This window comes from Shimia aestuarii, from assembly GCF_022814865.1.
Classification (GTDB): domain Bacteria; phylum Pseudomonadota; class Alphaproteobacteria; order Rhodobacterales; family Rhodobacteraceae; genus Shimia; species Shimia aestuarii_A.
On record NZ_JAKVRD010000006.1, the window covers coordinates 153,727 to 169,000 of the forward strand.

Annotated in this window: 18 protein-coding genes and 1 tRNA gene; 1 reads left to right on the forward strand and 18 read right to left on the reverse strand. The window is 60.8% G+C overall.

Features of this window, described 5'->3' with window-relative positions:
* Positions 1-36: 36 nt before the first annotated feature.
* The 18 genes from rfbA to MK745_RS08465 all read right to left on the reverse strand — a co-directional run bounded on the left by rfbA (position 37) and on the right by MK745_RS08465 (position 14,458).
* The gene (gene rfbA, locus MK745_RS08380) at positions 37-912 is read right to left on the reverse strand and encodes a glucose-1-phosphate thymidylyltransferase RfbA (RefSeq protein WP_243612835.1); all 876 of its coding nucleotides are present in this window, start codon (positions 910-912) and stop codon (positions 37-39) included.
* On the reverse strand, positions 909-1,760 hold the full coding sequence (gene rfbD, locus MK745_RS08385; protein ID WP_243612836.1) for a dTDP-4-dehydrorhamnose reductase: 852 nt from the start codon (positions 1,758-1,760) through the stop codon (positions 909-911). Before rfbD ends, rfbA begins: the two co-directional genes overlap by 4 nt.
* A complete protein-coding gene (gene rfbB / locus MK745_RS08390) occupies positions 1,757-2,809 on the reverse strand; it encodes a dTDP-glucose 4,6-dehydratase (RefSeq protein WP_243612837.1) in 1,053 nt (350 codons plus the stop codon). The genes rfbD and rfbB overlap by 4 nt, the downstream gene beginning before the upstream one ends.
* On the reverse strand, positions 2,806-3,372 hold the full coding sequence (gene rfbC, locus MK745_RS08395) for a dTDP-4-dehydrorhamnose 3,5-epimerase (protein ID WP_243612838.1): 567 nt from the start codon (positions 3,370-3,372) through the stop codon (positions 2,806-2,808). The genes rfbB and rfbC overlap by 4 nt, the downstream gene beginning before the upstream one ends.
* Positions 3,373-3,441: 69 nt before the next feature.
* A complete protein-coding gene (locus tag MK745_RS08400) occupies positions 3,442-4,359 on the reverse strand; it encodes a heparin lyase I family protein (protein ID WP_243612839.1) in 918 nt (305 codons plus the stop codon).
* 200 nt (positions 4,360-4,559) lie between these two features.
* Positions 4,560-4,636 (reverse strand) — tRNA-Arg (locus MK745_RS08405).
* A gap of 97 nt (positions 4,637-4,733) precedes the next feature.
* Positions 4,734-5,750, reverse strand: a complete 1,017-nt coding sequence (locus tag MK745_RS08410) for an acetylserotonin O-methyltransferase (protein WP_243612840.1) — start codon at positions 5,748-5,750, stop codon at positions 4,734-4,736.
* A 120-nt stretch (positions 5,751-5,870) separates the two neighbouring features.
* Complete coding sequence (locus MK745_RS08415) at positions 5,871-7,091, reverse strand: cysteine desulfurase (RefSeq protein WP_243612841.1); 1,221 nt, start codon at positions 7,089-7,091, stop codon at positions 5,871-5,873.
* Positions 7,091-7,672 carry a Yip1 family protein gene (locus MK745_RS08420; protein ID WP_243612842.1) on the reverse strand — a complete coding sequence of 194 codons (582 nt, stop codon included), beginning with the start codon at positions 7,670-7,672 and terminating at the stop codon, positions 7,091-7,093. The genes MK745_RS08415 and MK745_RS08420 overlap by 1 nt, the downstream gene beginning before the upstream one ends.
* Complete coding sequence (locus MK745_RS08425) at positions 7,669-8,154, reverse strand: YIP1 family protein (protein WP_243612843.1); 486 nt, start codon at positions 8,152-8,154, stop codon at positions 7,669-7,671. Before MK745_RS08425 ends, MK745_RS08420 begins: the two co-directional genes overlap by 4 nt.
* Positions 8,154-9,449: a Fe-S cluster assembly protein SufD gene (sufD, locus tag MK745_RS08430; RefSeq protein ID WP_243612844.1), complete on the reverse strand. Its 1,296-nt coding sequence runs from the start codon at positions 9,447-9,449 to the stop codon at positions 8,154-8,156. Before sufD ends, MK745_RS08425 begins: the two co-directional genes overlap by 1 nt.
* Positions 9,449-10,204 (reverse strand): Fe-S cluster assembly ATPase SufC, encoded by a 756-nt coding sequence (gene sufC / locus MK745_RS08435; RefSeq protein WP_243612845.1) that lies wholly within the window; start codon positions 10,202-10,204, stop codon positions 9,449-9,451. The genes sufD and sufC overlap by 1 nt, the downstream gene beginning before the upstream one ends.
* A 45-nt stretch (positions 10,205-10,249) precedes the next feature.
* On the reverse strand, positions 10,250-10,861 hold the full coding sequence (locus MK745_RS08440; protein ID WP_243612846.1) for a hypothetical protein: 612 nt from the start codon (positions 10,859-10,861) through the stop codon (positions 10,250-10,252).
* Positions 10,862-11,182 carry a heavy metal-binding domain-containing protein gene (locus tag MK745_RS08445; RefSeq protein WP_243612847.1) on the reverse strand — a complete coding sequence of 107 codons (321 nt, stop codon included), beginning with the start codon at positions 11,180-11,182 and terminating at the stop codon, positions 10,862-10,864. It abuts the gene before it with no gap.
* Complete coding sequence (locus MK745_RS08450) at positions 11,179-11,385, reverse strand: hypothetical protein (protein WP_243612848.1); 207 nt, start codon at positions 11,383-11,385, stop codon at positions 11,179-11,181. The genes MK745_RS08445 and MK745_RS08450 overlap by 4 nt, the downstream gene beginning before the upstream one ends.
* A gap of 30 nt (positions 11,386-11,415) precedes the next feature.
* Positions 11,416-12,939, reverse strand: coding sequence for a Fe-S cluster assembly protein SufB (sufB, locus tag MK745_RS08455; protein ID WP_243612849.1), 1,524 nt, complete (start codon positions 12,937-12,939; stop codon positions 11,416-11,418).
* 17 nt (positions 12,940-12,956) lie between these two features.
* Positions 12,957-14,000: a cysteine desulfurase family protein gene (locus MK745_RS08460; RefSeq protein WP_243612850.1), complete on the reverse strand. Its 1,044-nt coding sequence runs from the start codon at positions 13,998-14,000 to the stop codon at positions 12,957-12,959.
* Positions 13,997-14,458, reverse strand: coding sequence for an Rrf2 family transcriptional regulator (locus MK745_RS08465; protein WP_243612851.1), 462 nt, complete (start codon positions 14,456-14,458; stop codon positions 13,997-13,999). Before MK745_RS08465 ends, MK745_RS08460 begins: the two co-directional genes overlap by 4 nt.
* Before the next feature lie 158 nt (positions 14,459-14,616).
* Between MK745_RS08465 and MK745_RS08470 the strand changes: the two genes are divergently transcribed.
* The gene (locus tag MK745_RS08470) at positions 14,617-15,273 is read left to right on the forward strand and encodes an alpha/beta hydrolase (protein WP_243612852.1); all 657 of its coding nucleotides are present in this window, start codon (positions 14,617-14,619) and stop codon (positions 15,271-15,273) included.
* Position 15,274: the final 1 nt, after the last annotated feature.

Below are 15,274 nucleotides of genomic sequence, written 5' to 3' on the forward strand. Positions count from 1 at the left end.
AAATTCGTGGGTCAGAGGAAAATCTCCGCAGCGGCGTCATTCGTGACAGAGGGATTCAAGGTATCGCCCATAGCTGTTCTTGTGAAACAGGGCAGCGCGCTCTTGCAGGTGGGCGCGATTGATCCAGCCCGCGCGGAAGGCGATTTCATCCGGCGAGCCAACCTGTTGGCCTTGGCGTTCGGTCAGGGTTCGGACAAAGTTCCCGGCATCGAGCAAAGAGGCATGTGTACCGGTATCAAGCCAAGCATAGCCCCGTCCCATGATGCGCACCGATAGCGCGCCGTCGGCGAGGTAACTTTCGAGAAGCGTGGTGATCTCCAATTCACTACGTGCCGAAGGTGCAACCTGCCGCGCCCGTTCCGGGGCACTTCCATCGAGGAAATAAAGCCCCGTGACCGCATAGTTCGAGGGCGGTGTCGCGGGTTTCTCGACAAGGTGGCGCACATTGCCTTCGGCATCGAAATCCACCACACCATAGCGTTGCGGATCAGCGACCCGATAGCCAAAGACCGTCGCCGCCCGGCCTGCCTGATCCGCTTCTTGCAGCAGCTCGGGAAAGCCGTGTCCAAAGAAGATATTGTCGCCCAAAACCATCGCCGAAGGCGCGCCATCGAGGAATTCCTCGGCCAGAAGATAGGCCTGGGCAAGGCCATCGGGGCTTGGCTGTTCGATGTAGCTTAGGGAAAGGCCCCACTGGCTCCCGTCGCCAAGCGTGTCGATGAACTGCTGCTGATCCTGAGGCGTGGTGATGATCGCAATCTCTCGGATCCCGGCCAGCATCAGCGCGCTGAGTGGGTAGTAGATCATCGGCTTGTCATAGATCGGCAAGAGCTGTTTCGAGACGCCCATCGTGATCGGGTAGAGCCGCGTGCCGGAGCCACCAGCCAGAATGATCCCCTTGCGTTGCGTCATTTTTCGCTCTCCAATTCCTTGAGCACCCTGTCCAACGCCGCGCGCCAGTCGGGCCGTGCGATGGCAAAGACCTCGTAGAGGCTCTGACAGTTCAGCCGCGAATTCAATGGGCGCATGGCAGGCGTCGGATAGTCGCGTGTCGGGATCGGCGTAAGCACCACCTTGCGCCCGGCGCGGTGAAAGATCGCTTCGGCAAAATCGCACCAACTGACCTCCGGTGCGCCACTCAGATGAAATATGCCGCTTTTCTTTTTATTATCAGTTAATTGCGCTGCGATACTCATGCAAGTTTCGGCAATGGCGCGCGCCGGGGTCGGGCCGCCGATCTGGTCCGAGACAACACTCAAGCGATCGCGATTGTCCGACAGGCGCAGCATGGTCTTGACGAAATTCGCCCCCTGCGCCGAGAACACCCAAGAGGTGCGCAGGATCGCATAGCGCCCGCCTGCGGCGACAACCGCACGCTCGCCCGCCAATTTGGACCGCCCATAGGCGTTTTGCGGCGCAGTGGGATCGTCCGGCCGCCACGGCACCTCGCCTGCGCCAGAGAAAACGTAGTCCGTCGAGATGTGCACAAAGGGAATATCAAGTGCCGCGCAGGCCTCGGCCATGGCCCCCGGGGCATCTCCATTGATGATGGTCGCAAGCGCCTCGTCCTCTTCGGCGCGGTCGACGGCGGTATAGGCGGCGGCGTTGATAGCGGCGCGCGGCGCATGGGCGCGGATCGCAGCGGCGCAGGCGGCAGGGTCGCTCAGGTCCACCTCGGTTCGCGAAAGCGCAACCACCTCGGGGAAGCGGCGCAATTCGGTCGCGACCTGACCGTCATGACCAAAGACGAGCACCGTCATGGCGCGCCCGTCCCGAGGCGTTCGCCCACGCCCTTACGGTCTAGGAGCGGACACCACCAGGCCTCGTTGTCGAGATACCATTGCACCGTGCGCTCCAGCCCCTCATCCAGCGTCACCAAGGGGCGCCAGCCAAGCTCGGATCGCATCCGGCGCGGATCAATCGCATAGCGTGCATCATGGCCGGGGCGGTCGGCGACGAAGGTGATGAGGTCGCCATAAGAGCCATCCGCGCGTGGGCGCAGGCGGTCGAGGATCGTGCAAATGCTCTTTACGAGGTCGAGATTGCTGCGCTCATTCTCGCCACCGATATTGTAGCTCTCCCCGACCCGGCCCTTTTCGACCACATGCAAAAGCGCATCGGCATGGTCCTCGACATAAAGCCAGTCACGGATATTGGAGCCATCGCCATAGATCGGCAGCTGTTTCCCTGCGAGCGCGTTGAGGATCACCACCGGGATAAGCTTTTCCGGAAAATGATAGGGGCCATAGTTGTTCGAGCAATTGGTGAGCAGCACCGGCAGGCCATAGGTCTCGAACCATGCGCGCACGAGGTGATCCGAGCTTGCCTTGGAGGCAGCATAGGGGCTGCGCGGGGCGTAGGGCGTCTCTTCAGTGAACTTCTGCGCCGGATCGGGCGGCAGGGAGCCATAGACCTCATCGGTCGAGATATGATGAAAGCGAAAGCCTTCGGGTCGCCCCTGTCCCTCCCAGTAGCTGCGCGCGGCCTCGAGCATGGTGTAGGTGCCGGTGATATTGGTGTCGACGAAGGCGGCGGGGCCGTCGATCGAGCGATCCACATGGGTTTCCGCGGCGAGATGCATGACGACCTCGGGACGATGGGCGGCGAAGATCCGACCCAGCGCGGCGCGGTCGCGGATATCGGCCTTCTCGAAAACATAGAGCGGGCTATCCGCGACGGGCGCGACATTCTCAAGACAGGCGGCATAGGTCAGCGCGTCGAGGTTGATGACCTCATGGCCTCGCGCCACGGCAAGGCGCACCACAGCGGAGCCGATGAACCCCGCCCCGCCCGTCACAAGGATCTTCATACCGCGCCCTCCCATCTGAAGGGGCTTTGCAGATCGGCCAGCGGAGGCGCGACGGCGTCCTTGTCGCTCAAGATCGCGTCGCCCGAAAGCGGCCAGTCGATGCCAAGCGCCGGATCGTTCCACAGAAGCGCGCCTTCGGTCTCGGGCGCGTAATAGTCCGAGCACTTATAGACGATTTCGCTATTTGGCTGGAGCGTGGCGAAACCGTGGGCGAACCCAGCCGGGATGAAAAGCTGCGCGCCCGTCTCGGCGCTGAGCTCATAGCCGACCCATTGGCCGTAGGTCGGACTTCCCCGCCGGATATCAACGGCCACATCGAAGATCGCTCCGCGCCCACAACGCACGAGCTTGGCCTGCGCATGGGGTGGCGCCTGAAAATGCAGGCCGCGCACCGTCCCCACGTCGGTAGAGAGGGAATGGTTGTCCTGCACGAACTCGAGGTCGATGCCGATCTCGCGATAGGCGCGACGGCTATAGGTTTCGGCAAAGACCCCGCGATGATCGCCAAACCGGCGCGGCGTGATCAGGAGAACGCCGGGAAGCGTCGTCTCTTCATGGTCCATAGCTGCTCTTCCACGGTTTTCCCAAGGTGTAACGCCCTTTGCCGCGCCGGGCCATGGTTTTGATCCGCCCTAGTCGACAGGCTTTCCACCTCTTTCTTCGATCATGCGCACATCGACAGCTTCGCGGCTGCCGCCAAATCGCATCTCATCGTAGAACACGACTTGTGTCGGCAACTCGACCCCCCATTCGTAGTTGAACGGCTGCGATGCTGCGCTCTTGGATGTCTTGCTGCCACCGGTGCTTACGGCATGATTGTCGTTGAACGCCTTTGCCGAGACGGCCTGCGTCTTGCGGCGATCGAGCCAACGGCTCACATAGCTATTGTAGACGCCATATTTGAGATAAAGCTTTCCCTTGCTTTCATTGAGCATGCGCTGGGTGACCATGGTGCGTGACCGACGACAAACCTGTTTGCCATCCAGATACATGAGAAAACTCGGTCCCTTGGGCGAGAGGCTATAGTCGGCAAAGATCGTCACATCGATCCATTTGCCGCGTAGCCTTGAGACACGTCCGACCGTACAACCGCCCTCATCCCCGAACCACATCATCGCCTTGCCGTCGCGCATGTTGAAATGCCAAAGCGGCGTGCGCCATCCCTGCATCTTCATTTGGCCCAATGTGGTATTCGCGGGTCCAACATCGACAAAGTCCGATTGCAAGAAGAAGGACCACCCGTACCAAACCTGCTGACCGACGCGTTGAATACGGTTCTTGGGGTCTTCCTTGCGCTCAACGCGCTGACGATCATTGGTGCAATCGTCCCAGTATTTATTGCCACCACAGTCGCCATGGCGAAGCTCAAACCGTTGAGCACGCCGACCAAGACGTGTGTGCTCGCGGATACGCGTAAAGCCATATCGCTTGTTTGCACTGACCTCTTTTTCTATTCGGGTCATGCCAAGAATGGATTTGCCGTTATCCGCTGCGATGGCCGGAAGCGCCATGGCAGTGATGATCGCTGCAGAAGCAAGAACACGTTTCATGTCTATCAATACCTCGTCGAAATCACTGGTCCTGACTTTAGGCATCGGACCAGAAGCGCACAAGTTTCTCGCAATCCGTGAAACGGCCCGCCAGCTCGGGCGCATCGGGGGGCGTTAGGGAAACAGGCGCTCCCGCCGAACGCGCGCCACGTTTCAAGGCGCGAAAAAGTCCGAAACACATCAACAGTATAAGAGAAAAGTGGCGCACCTTAGAGGATTCGAACCTCTGGCCTCTGCCTTCGGAGGGCAGCGCTCTATCCAGCTGAGCTAAAGGTGCGTCTTGGGCGGGGTATATCCAGAGGCGCGCGCTGCCGCAATCGGAAAAATCACGCCGGGTTGGGGATTCCGGAGGACAGGGCGCGGCGTGGCCTTGGTCAGCCGGGCTTCTGGCCGATGGCGAGCATGGTCATCTCGGGGATCATTTCCGAGACACTTACCCCATCAAACCCTTTCTCGGTCAGAGCCGCCTTGAGCCAGCCCTTATCAAGCGAGACGGCGCGTGGGGTAAAGGCGGTGTGCTGGAGTTGCCAGAGGGCGGCGAGCTTGGGGCCGTCGCGGCTTTCCTCGACGACGAAATCATGCACGAGGAGCCGCCCGCCGGGGTTGAGACAGGCATAGGCCTGCGCCAAGAGGCGATCATGGGTTTCACCGGGCACGCCGGAGAAGAGATAAGACATCAGGATCAGGTCTTGCCCGCCCGGCCAGTCGGTCTCGAGCGCGTTGCCCTCAATGTAGGAAATCCGCTCGGAGAGGCCTGCCTCGGCGACATAATCCCGGCCAAGCGCGGCCACGTTGGGAAAATCGACGATGGTCGCGGAAAGCCCTTCGACCGCGTGACAAAGCGTGATGGCAAAGGCCCCGGTGCCGCCGCCCACGTCGAGCATCGTCTTGGCGCCAGAAAGGTCCATCGACTTCACAAGTTGACGCGCCGGACCGAGAGAGCCCGCATGTTGCGAGGCCGAGTAGAGCCGCGCCTCGTCTGGGTCCGAGAACCATTCCGCATAAGAGGCCGTCGCCTCGGGCGGCAGACGGTTCATCAGCGCATCATCAATCTGGTCGAGAAGGCCATACATCTGGCGCCCCACCTGTAGGCGCAGGTAGTCGCCAAAATCGTATTTCGCGCCCTTCACAAGGAACATTTCCGCCGCCGGACCATTGGCGAACTTACCCGCCTCCACCGTCACAAGGCCAAGCCCCGCCAGTGCCGTCAGAAGCGTCTCGGCGCGGTCGGCATCGAGGGGGACGAAATTGGCCAGTTCCCGTGCGCTCATCGGTCCCTTCTCGGAGAGCTGCGAAAAGGTATCCGCCTCAAGCGCCGCGAAAAGCGCCTTGGATCCCATGAACCCGAAGGCGATATCGGAAATCTGGTCGGCGGTGGTCAGGGCGGTCATACTGGTCTCCTTGCTGATTTAGCCGGAGACTAGCCGCCGCAGGCGGGAATGGCCAGAAAGCGACATGAAGAAGTCGCTTTCTGACGTCATGTCAGGCTGAACGCCCGTTTTCTCAGCAAATCAGGCGAAAAGCTCGTGCGCCAGTTCAAGCGCGTCGATCAGCGTGTCGACCTCTTCGGTCGTGTTGTAGAGGCCGAAAGAGGCGCGGCAGGTGGCCGAAACGCCCAAGTGATCCATCAGGGGACCGGCGCAATGGTGGCCCGCGCGCACGGCGACGCCCTTCTTGTCAAGAATGGTCGAGATGTCGTGCGGATGCCCTGCCCCGTCGAGCGTGAAGGAAAAGATCGCCGCCTTGTCAGAGGTCGTCCCCTGCACCTGAAGCCAGTTGAGGCCGGTGAGACGCTGCATGGCATAGTCGCGCAACCCCGCCTCATGAGCGGCGATGTTCGCCATCCCGAGATCCATCATGTAGTCGAGCGCGACGCCAAGGCCGATGGTTTGAACGATGCCCGGCGTGCCAGCCTCGAACATCATTGGCGGGTCGTTATAGACCACGGCGTCCTTGGAGACTTCCTTGATCATGTCGCCACCGCCAAGGAAGGGGCGCATCTCGGCCATGCGCTCGGATTTGCAATAGATCGCGCCAGAGCCGGAGGGACCATAGAGCTTGTGCCCGGTGATGGCATAGAAATCGCAATCGAGATCCTGCACATCGACGGGCGCGTGCACCGCGCCTTGCGACCCATCGACGAGGACCGGCACGCCCTTGGCATGGGCGCCTGCGGCAATCGCCTTTACGTCGACCATCGTGCCAAGCACGTTGGAGCACTGAGTCACGGCGACAAGCTTTGTCTTGGGACCGATGGCGTCGATCACGGCCTGCGGATCAAGCGCACCCGTGGCATCCACGTCGACCCACTTGAGCACAACGCCTTGACGTTCGCGCAGGAAATGCCAGGGCACGATATTGGCGTGGTGTTCCATCACCGAAAGCACGATCTCATCGCCCGGCTCCATGCGCGGCATGGCCCAGCCATAGGCGACCATGTTGATCCCTTCGGTGGTGCCGGAGTTGAGCACGATCTCATCTTCGCTCGCGGCATTGAGAAAGCGCGCGATGGTGCCGCGCACGGCCTCATATTTGTCGGTCGCAAGGTTCGACAAGTAGTGCAGCCCGCGATGCACATTGGCATATTCGTTGGCATAGGCATTGGTGATCGCGTCGATCACCACCTGCGGTTTTTGCGCCGAGGCCCCATTGTCGAGATAGACCAAGGGCTTGCCGTTGACCTCACGCGAGAGGATCGGGAAATCGGCGCGGATTTTCGCGATGTCATACATCAGTTCACTCCAGTCACCGCCACGCCCAGAAACGAGAGCGTGAGGGAAAGCATCATGACAAGGGCCACCATGGTCAGGATCACGTTCATCACCGCCTTGCCGATAGAAGCATAGGCTTGGGCGACGTTGACGAACTGGATCAAGATCCAGATGCCGTAGATTCCCGCCCCGAAGGCCAAAAGCGCGCCGATGAAGGGGGCAACGAGGCTCAGGACAATCGTCACCACCTGCACCGCGACGCGCATGATCTGAAGCCAAGCGATCATGGCCAGAATGTCGCCAAAGCGCGCCTTGCCGTCGAGGATACGGCCGCTCCAGTAGAGCGCGACAACAGACATCGCCACGGCAACGAACATCGTCAGGGCAACGCGCCAAGGCACGCTCAGAAAGACAAAGGGCATGGCGTTGGGCGCCGGGAACATGGCGCTCATGGCAAAGAACAAAAGCGTGTTCAGAACCGTGGCGAGGCCAAGCAGCATCCAGCCCGTGTTGGGCGCGATATCAAGCGCCACGATGCGCCGCCCGGCCCCGGCCGGGTCAAAGATCGTTTCGCGGAACAGGTTCTTGGCGAAATCCATCATGCCGGCGTTCTCCCTGCTTGTTGAAGCCCTGCGATCCAGAACCATCCGAAGACAAGAATCCAGATCAGACCGACGACGCTCAGCGCGAGTCCCGGCCCGGCAAACCCCGCCACAAGACCGTTCAGAAGCACGAGCGGCGACGCCGCCAGCAAGGCCCAGAAAAGCGCGATGCGACTGCCATAGCCGCCGCCTTTCCAGCCCAGAACCCCGAGGATCACCCCAAGGAGCCACGAGAGCGTATAGAAGGCCAAGGGCGCGATGAAGATCCAGCCGAGCAGCGAGCCGCCCAAGAGCGGGTTCAGCTCTTTGTCTTCAAGGTGCGCAATGCGCGCAAGACGCGGCCAACTCGAGATGAAGAACACCACACAGGCCGCCATGAGGATCACGAGCGCGCGGTCTTCGCGCGCGCCCGTGGCGAGATGACGTGCCACGACAGGCTGCGGTCCGCGATAGCTGACCGCGATGTCGCGCAGAACCGACATCAGCCCTTGCGCCGCCGCGTGAGCCACGCATCGAGACGCGACACGATCTCTTCGGCCAGCGCCTCGTCCTCGATTTCCTCGACCGCTTCGGCAAGGAAGGCGAGCGTCAGAAGGTCGGTGGCGATGCCTTCGGGAAGACCGCGCGAGCGCAGGTAGAACAGCGCCTCATCGTCGATCGCGCCCGAGGTGGAGCCGTGCGAACAGGCCACGTCATCGGCGTAGATCTCAAGCTCTGGCTTGGCGTAGAACTGGCTATCGTCGTCGAGAAGGAGCGATTGGCTGATCTGGTAGCCGTCGGTGCGCTGGGCCTTGTTCTTGACGAGGATCTTGCCCTGGAACACGCCGGTTGCACCGTTGCGAAGCACCTTTTTATAGACCTGACGGCTTTCGCAATTCTCGGCGTCATGGGTGATGAACACCGTGTCGTCGTGATGGAAATCACCGTCACCAAGACAGGCGCCTGCCACATGGGCCACCGCGTCATCGCCCGTGAGTTCGAGGATCGCTTCGTTGCGCGTCATCTGGCCGTTGACCGTCAGGGTGAAGGATTTGAACGTGCTTTCGGCGCCGAGACGACCAAAGATATGCGTCACAGCGCGGCGTTCATGATCGCGACCTTGGGCGCGCACATGATGAAAGCCTGCCTTGTCGGCCACATCCACCTCAAGCACCTTGTTGAAACGCGCCGCCGCCGGACCATTCTCGAGAAGGGTGAAATCCGCACCTTCCTCAAGCTTGATCACGTGGTGGAGCATCGCATCAGAAGCCTCTGATTCATGGACATAAATCAGGCTAACAGGGCGCGAGACCTTGCCGGTGACGCGGATCACGACACCATCATAGGCAAAGGCGGTGTTGAGCGCCGCGAGCGGGCGTTTGACAGGATCCTGACCGTTGGTTTCAAGCGTGCCATAAAGGTCTTTGGCCCAGTGAATGTCCTTATCGGCCACGTCGCTCAGGCGTTCGATGGTAAAGCCCTCGCCCTCGAGCGGGTCAGAGAGGTCACTGCTGAAGACGCCATCGACAAAGACGACCTTGAGACGATCGACCGTATCGAACACCGGCGCCTCTTCGCCATGATCGAACACCGCCGCCGTGGGGGCTTCGGGTTGGACCAGCGTGTCGGGACGGGTGTATTTCCAATACTCGTCCCGGCGTCCCGGCAGACCAGCGGCCCGCACGCGCGTCAGAGCGGCTTCGCGCGCTTCGGCAAGCCAAGGCGCGGACTCGGGAAGGTCAAGCGTCGCAAGGCGCGCTTCGGTGGCGTCCATTTTCTGTTGCGTCACGGCAGCCATCACGCGGTCTCCGCGAGAATGTCGGCATACCCGTTCTGTTCCACCTCAAGCGCGAGCTCGGGGCCACCGGTTTTGACGATGCGGCCATCGGCCATGATGTGCACAACGTCCGGTTTGATGTGGTCGAGAAGACGCTGATAGTGGGTGATGACAAGGAAGCCACGGCCCGCATCGCGCAGCGCGTTCACACCTTCGGAGACAAGCTTCATTGCGTCCACGTCGAGGCCCGAGTCGGTCTCGTCGAGGATGCACATCTTCGGCTCGAGCATCGCCATCTGGAGGATCTCGTTGCGTTTCTTCTCACCGCCGGAAAAGCCGACATTGACCGGACGCTTGAGCATCTCGGCGTCAATCTTGAGCGTCTTGGCTTTCTCGCGGATGAGCTTGAGGAAATCGCCGGCGCTGATCTCGTCTTCGCCGCGCGCCTTGCGTTGCGCGTTCACGGCGGTGCGCAGGAAGGTCATGTTGCCGACGCCGGGAATTTCAACCGGGTATTGGAACGCCAGGAAAAGGCCCGCCGCGGCGCGCTCTTCCGGCTCCATGTCGAGCAGGTCTTCGCCCTCAAGCGACGCTTCGCCGCCCGTCACCTCATAGCCGTCACGGCCCGAGAGCACATAGGACAGCGTCGATTTACCCGAGCCATTCGGGCCCATGATCGCATGCACCTTGCCAGCCTCGACTGTGAGGTTGACGCCTTTGAGGATTTGCTTGTCCTCTTCTTCAAGTTTGACCTTCAGGTCTTTGATCTCAAGCATATTTCTGCCTTTCGCGCGTTTACTGTGCTGCTATCGGAGCAGCCGTCAGAAGGATTTCGTATAAAGCGTCAGGATCTCGGTCAGATCCTTTCGCGGGAGGTCTGTTGGGGTGATGTCAAAACGGGCCATGCGGCCCTTGATTTCTACCGGTTCGAGCCAGCGTTCGACCCGCGTATACTGTCGCCGACCGACATAATCGTCGAACAAGAGTGTCACGGGCTTCTCGGTCCTGAGCATCGTGGTGACAAAGCACGCAGGCCGGAACCGCCCATCCACGAGCACAAGATCCGGGGCCTCGAACCCCTCGAGATCCCAGATACCGTTCGGGTAGCGGTGATACTTGCGCCAAGCGGTTTCATTTTCGGGTTTGCCCCATTTGCCGACCTTGCCGATATTGGAATAGTGCAACGTCACTGGCGACGTCATGCCCGCATGATCGAAATAACGCTGCATCATGGCACACCAGTGTTTGCTGGACTCGACCGAAAAGATGCGTTTGCCTTCCATCTCGGAGCCCATAACGGTCGACCCGCCGGAGCCGTATTCAAGGATGACATTCGCGGCCTCATAGTGGCCACGCACCCAATCGGCAACGTCCTTCGGAAAGGTGAGTTGCGGGCGGTCGATGATCTCGGGGGTGTTATCCTTGGGCGCCATCTAGATCTTCTCCACGCTCACGGCGGTGCCGCTCGCTGACACCATCAACATGGACTGGCCGACCACCTCATAGTCGAGATCAACACCGACCACGGCATTGGCCCCGGCCGCCGTGGCGCGCTCTTCAAGCTCACGCAGGGCAGTGTCGCGAGCGTCCTGAAGCTTGCTCTCATAAGCGCCGGAACGACCACCGACAATATCGGTGATCTGGGCAAACACATCACGGACCACATTGGCCCCCATGATCGCCTCGCCCACAACGATGCCACGGTAGGCGGTGATGGTGTGGCCCTCGATGCTGTTGGTGGTGGTGACGATCATTGGCCAAACCCCAGGTAGGTGACGAGCATATGCACCGCCATGGCAAGAAAGCCGACAAGCGCCGCGGTGATGAACACGGAATCCGCCACCAACGCCTTGGAGTTGCCGCGTTTCTTGGCAATGGACAGCCCGACAAGCGCGCCGAGCGTCACGCCCGCGCCAATGCCTGCCGATTGCTGCATCAAGTGGTGGAGGGTTTCCATGATCTTCCTTTCCCACAGGTTGGGGCCCTATTAGCCGACGGACCCTTCGAGCGAGATCGCCACAAGTTGCTGGGCTTCCATGGCGAATTCCATGGGAAGCGCCTGAAGCACTTCCTTGGCAAAGCCGTTGACGATGAGCGCCACGGCTTCTTCCTCGTCCATGCCCCGCTGGCGGCAGTAGAACATCTGCTCGTCATCCACCTTGGACGTGGTCGCCTCGTGTTCACAACGCGACGAGTTGTTGCGGATCTCAATATACGGCACCGTGTGCGCCCCGCATTTGTCACCAATGAGAAGCGAGTCGCATTGGGTATAGTTGCGGCTTTCCTTGGCCTTGGGGTGCATCGAGACGAGACCGCGATAGGTATTTTGCGACTTACCCGCCGAGATGCCCTTAGAGACGATCCGGCTCTTGGTGTTCTTGCCAAGGTGGGTCATCTTGGTGCCGGTATCGGCCTGCTGGTGGTTGTTGGTGATGGCGATCGAGTAGAACTCGCCCTGGCTCTCGTCACCGCGCAGGATGCAGGACGGGTATTTCCAAGTCACGGCAGAGCCGGTTTCGACCTGCGTCCACATCACCTTGGCCCGATCACCGCGGCAATCGGCGCGTTTGGTGACGAAGTTGTAGATACCGCCCTTGCCGTTCTCGTCGCCGGGATACCAGTTCTGAACGGTGGAGTATTTCACCTCGGCATCTTCCTCGATGATGATTTCCACCACTGCGGCGTGAAGCTGCGAGGTGTCGCGCTGGGGCGCGGTGCAGCCTTCGAGATAGGACACGTAAGAGCCCTTGTCGGCGATGATGAGCGTGCGCTCGAACTGGCCGGTGTTCTCGGCGTTGATGCGGAAATAGGTCGAAAGCTCCATCGGGCAGCGCACGCCCGGCGGCACATAGACGAACGAGCCATCCGAGAACACGGCCGAGTTCAGCGTCGCATAGAAGTTGTCCGACACCGGCACGACCGAGCCGAGGTATTTCTTCACAAGCTCCGGGTGGTTTTTGATCGCCTCGGAGATCGAGCAAAAGATCACGCCCGCCTCCTGAAGCTCTTTCTGGAAGGTGGTGCCAACCGAGACGGAATCGAACACCGCATCGACGGCGACCTTGCGGCCTTCTGCGGGCGCGGCATCGGCGCCTTCGACACCGGCAAGGATCATCTGTTCCTTGAGCGGAATACCAAGCTTTTCATAGGTCGCGAGAAGCTTGGGATCGACCTCGTCGAGGGATTTCGGCTTTTCTTCCATGCTCTTGGGACGGGCATAGTAATACTGGTCCTGGAAATCGACCTCGGGGTAGTCGAGCATCGCCCAGTCCGGCTCTTTGAGCTGCACCCAGCGTTGATAGGCCTGAAGGCGCCATTCGGTCATCCACTCCGGCTCTTCGTTCTTGTCCGAGATGAGGCGCACGATATCCTCGGTCAGCCCTTTCGGGGCATATTCCATCTCGATCTCGGTTTCCCAGCCGTATTTGTACTTGCCACCGACTTCGCGCACGGCGTCGACGGTTTCCTGGTCGACCCCTTCCTTGACTTGCGTCTGGTCCATACTGGCCATGGTGTTCTCCTGTTCGCTTACGCCGCGCGGGCGCGGTGTTTCCTGAGACGTTCAAGCCAGGCTTCTGCAAAGCCGAGCACGTCCTGTTGCTTCGTCTCGGGGCCAAGCGAGACGCGAATTGCGCCAGCCGCCGTGGCCTCGTCATATCCCATCGCGCGCAAGACCCGGCTTGCCCGCACTTTTCCGCTGGAACAGGCAGAGCCCGCAGAAATCGCGTAGCCCGCAAGATCCATCTGCATCACCTGTGTCTCGCCTTTCCAACCCGGAGTCGCGAGGCAGAGCGTGTTCGGCAGGCGCATTGCGCCCTTCCCTACGAAAATGGTGCCATCCGCCTCGGCTGCAAGGGTGTCTTCCAGCAAATCACGCAAGGATGCAACCTCATCCCAAACCCCATCGGCCAGATCGCGCGCCGCAGCCGTCGCAGCGGCGGCAAAGCCGGCCGCGCCGAGGATATTCTCGGTGCCTGCACGGCGGCCCATCTCCTGCCCACCGCCCTTGAGCTGGGCCGCGAGATCGGTGCCGCGCTTGACGATGAGCGCGCCAATCCCCTTGGGACCGCCAATCTTATGCGCCGAGGCGAGCGCCATGGTCGCACCGGACCAGTTAAAGGCCACCGGCAGCTTGCCAAAGCCCTGCGTCATATCGCTCACGGCAAGGCCCTCGGGCAGGGCTTGCACCACGCCGGTCTCAGAATTGGCAAGTTGCAGCGCGGTCTGGCCCGGATCGGTGACCCGCACCTGACCCTGCCCGTCAACGGCAAGATCATCCGTGATCCACGCATCCACCGCATCATGCTCGATCCCGCCGCCATGCAGGCCCCGCCCCGCAAGTGCCAATGCCGCCGCCTCGGTCGCGCCGGAGGTAAAGACCACATCCGCCCCGTCCGCACCAAAGGCGGTCGCGAATTCGGCGCGGGCCTTCTCAAGCAGGGCCTTGGCCGCACGGCCCTCAGCATGAACAGACGACGGATTCCCAACCACATCCATCGCCGCGATCATCGCGGCGCGGGCCTCTGCGCGCAGCGGCGCCGTGGCGTTATGGTCGAGATAGGTCCGCATCAATCGGCATCCACCACGGCAAAAATGTTCGGGATCGCCGGGCACGGCGCGAGATCGTTCTCAATCACATCCGACAGGCGCGTCTGATGCAGGAACACATACACATGCGCCGAAAGCCCTTCCCATAGACGGTTGGCCAGTGATTGCGCGCGCGAGCCGGACGAGCCGCCCGTCGCCCCTGCGCCGGTATGCAGCGCCGAGACGGTTTCATCGACCGCCGCAAGCACATCAACGATGCGAATTTCCGATGCCGGGCGCGCAAGACGATACCCGCCCCCTGGGCCGCGCACCGAATCCACAAGCGCGGCACGACGCAATTTTACGAACAACTGTTCAAGATAGGGCAACGAGATGTTCTGGCGTCCGGAAATCTCGGCCAGCGTCACCAGCTTGTCGCCTTTCTGCAGCGCGATATCGGCCAGCGCAACGACAGCATAACGCCCTTTGGTTGAAAGTTTCATGCGGCACCCCCCGCGAATAGATTGACGTTGCGCGTCGCAAGGCATACATCGCTTGCACCGCAACCGGTGGAAACCGGCCAAGTTAGAATTGTTCTAAAGTGACCAAGCATATTCGTCAAGAATAGACTCGGCACGACGCGCAGGAGACACGGACGCCCATGCCCGAGGTGATTTTTCCCGGACCCGAAGGACGGCTTGAAGGCCGCTACCATCCGCAAAAGGAAAAGGACGCACCAATTGCCATCGTGCTCCATCCGCACCCGCAATTTGGCGGGACCATGAACAACAAGGTTGTCTATAACCTGCATTACGCCTTTTTCAACATGGGCTTTACCGTGCTGCGGTTTAATTTCCGCGGTGTCGGCCGGAGCCAGGGCGAATACGACCAAGGCGTCGGAGAGCTCTCGGATGCGGCCTCGGCGCTGGACTACCTTCAGTCGATGAACACCAACTCCAAGCATTGCTGGGTGGCTGGGTTCTCCTTTGGGGCTTGGATCGGCATGCAGCTCTTGATGCGTCGCCCCGAGATCACCGGATTCATCTCGGTCGCACCGCCTGCGAACATGTATGATTTCTCGTTCCTCGCGCCCTGCCCGTCCTCGGGCCTTATCATCAACGGCACCGCCGACCGCGTTGCGCCCCCGGCGGATACGGAATCTCTGGTGAGCAAGCTGCACGAGCAGAAAGGCATCACGATCACCCACGAACAGATCGACGGCGCCGGACATTTCTTTGAAACCGAAGACTACATGGACACGATGGTGGGCAATGTGACGGACTACGTCAAACGCCGCCTGACCGAAACCTCGCGCTAAG

Coding starts and splice junctions, on each gene's coding strand:
- rfbA (WP_243612835.1), bottom strand. CDS start 912: ATGACGCAACGCAAGGGGATCATTCTGGCTGGTGGCTCCGGCACGCGG.
- rfbD (WP_243612836.1), bottom strand. CDS start 1,760: ATGACGGTGCTCGTCTTTGGTCATGACGGTCAGGTCGCGACCGAATTG.
- rfbB (WP_243612837.1), bottom strand. CDS start 2,809: ATGAAGATCCTTGTGACGGGCGGGGCGGGGTTCATCGGCTCCGCTGTG.
- rfbC (WP_243612838.1), bottom strand. CDS start 3,372: ATGGACCATGAAGAGACGACGCTTCCCGGCGTTCTCCTGATCACGCCG.
- MK745_RS08400 (WP_243612839.1), bottom strand. CDS start 4,359: ATGAAACGTGTTCTTGCTTCTGCAGCGATCATCACTGCCATGGCGCTT.
- MK745_RS08410 (WP_243612840.1), bottom strand. CDS start 5,750: ATGACCGCCCTGACCACCGCCGACCAGATTTCCGATATCGCCTTCGGG.
- MK745_RS08415 (WP_243612841.1), bottom strand. CDS start 7,091: ATGTATGACATCGCGAAAATCCGCGCCGATTTCCCGATCCTCTCGCGT.
- MK745_RS08420 (WP_243612842.1), bottom strand. CDS start 7,672: ATGATGGATTTCGCCAAGAACCTGTTCCGCGAAACGATCTTTGACCCG.
- MK745_RS08425 (WP_243612843.1), bottom strand. CDS start 8,154: ATGTCGGTTCTGCGCGACATCGCGGTCAGCTATCGCGGACCGCAGCCT.
- sufD (WP_243612844.1), bottom strand. CDS start 9,449: ATGGCTGCCGTGACGCAACAGAAAATGGACGCCACCGAAGCGCGCCTT.
- sufC (WP_243612845.1), bottom strand. CDS start 10,204: ATGCTTGAGATCAAAGACCTGAAGGTCAAACTTGAAGAAGAGGACAAG.
- MK745_RS08440 (WP_243612846.1), bottom strand. CDS start 10,861: ATGGCGCCCAAGGATAACACCCCCGAGATCATCGACCGCCCGCAACTC.
- MK745_RS08445 (WP_243612847.1), bottom strand. CDS start 11,182: ATGATCGTCACCACCACCAACAGCATCGAGGGCCACACCATCACCGCC.
- MK745_RS08450 (WP_243612848.1), bottom strand. CDS start 11,385: ATGGAAACCCTCCACCACTTGATGCAGCAATCGGCAGGCATTGGCGCG.
- sufB (WP_243612849.1), bottom strand. CDS start 12,939: ATGGCCAGTATGGACCAGACGCAAGTCAAGGAAGGGGTCGACCAGGAA.
- MK745_RS08465 (WP_243612851.1), bottom strand. CDS start 14,458: ATGAAACTTTCAACCAAAGGGCGTTATGCTGTCGTTGCGCTGGCCGAT.
- MK745_RS08470 (WP_243612852.1), top strand. CDS start 14,617: ATGCCCGAGGTGATTTTTCCCGGACCCGAAGGACGGCTTGAAGGCCGC.